This is a genomic window from Acinetobacter sp. 228, from assembly GCF_048147885.1.
In genome coordinates, this window is the sequence record NZ_JAYWYV010000330.1 from 1 (window position 1) to 1,277 (window position 1,277).

Below are 1,277 nucleotides of genomic sequence, written 5' to 3' on the forward strand. Positions count from 1 at the left end.
GATCAGGCTTTTGTGGATGCCTATACTGAAGGTTTGCAAGAGGTTTTGGCAAATAGTCAGCAAGAAACGGATATTGCCTATGTTGCCAAACGTAGTGGTATTTCTTTAGACAAATTACAGCAGTTTTTTGAGAAATTTGCGCAGACTGAAAAAGTAATCACGCTATTTTCAATGGGTGTGAATCAATCAAGTCAGGGCGTAAATAAAGCCAACAGCATTATTAACTGTCACTTACTAACAGGCAAAATTGGAAAGCTCGGCGCTGCACCATTTTCAATGACAGGCCAGCCCAATGCTATGGGGGGCCGAGAAGTGGGTGGCTTAGCTAATATGTTGGCTGCACATATGGATTTAGATAACCCCTTGCACCAAAAAATAGTGCAAACCTTTTGGGACAGCCCATTTATTGCAACTCAAGCTGGCTTAAAAGCTGTTGATCTGTTCCGTGCTGTTGAAGCTGGAAAAATTAAAGCCATCTGGATTATGGCAACTAATCCGGTGGTAAGTTTACCAGATGCCGATCAGGTGAAACGTGCTTTAGAGAAATGCGAATTGGTCGTTGTGTCAGATATCTGTGCCGATACGGATACTACGGCTTACGCTGATGTGTTACTTCCAGCTTTAGGTTGGGGTGAAAAGGACGGTACAGTAACCAACTCCGAACGCCGTATTTCACGTCAACGTGCTTTTTTACCTGCGCCGGGTGAAGCAAAGGCGGATTGGTGGTCAGTGAGTCAAGTTGCGAAAAAATTAGGCTTTAAAGGTTTTGACTTTAATAGTGCTGTTGATATTTTTAATGAACATGCGGCTTTGTCAGCACAAGATAATGCGGACATTGAAGCACGTGAGCAAACTGATACGTTCCGTTATTTCAACTTAAAAGGTTTAATGAACCTAAGTACTGCTGAGTATGACGCTCTACAACCAGTGCAATGGCCAGTATGGGATAAAAAACAAGACGCTAAAGCCGTTCAACAGCTGTTTGGCAAGGGCCAGTTTAGCCATAAAAATGCTAAGGCAAAATTGATTGCTACTGTTGCAATTAATCCGGTACATGCAATTTCAGAAGATTATCCGCTCATTTTGAATACGGGGCGTATTCGTGATCAATGGCATACCATGACCCGTACTGGTTTGTCGCCAAATTTAACCAGTCATCGTGCTGAACCATTCTGTGAGATTCATCCGAGTGATGCATTGAAGTTTGGCGTGCGTGATCAAGGCTTGGTAGAAGTTCGTTCGAAATGGGGCAGTTGTGTACTACGCGTGACATTCTC

1 protein-coding gene is annotated in these 1,277 nt (G+C 43.3%); it reads left to right on the forward strand.

Annotated features, from left to right (window positions below):
• The coding region (locus VXQ92_RS18690; protein WP_416682813.1) for a molybdopterin oxidoreductase family protein at positions 1-1,277 on the forward strand (1,277 nt) is incomplete at both ends.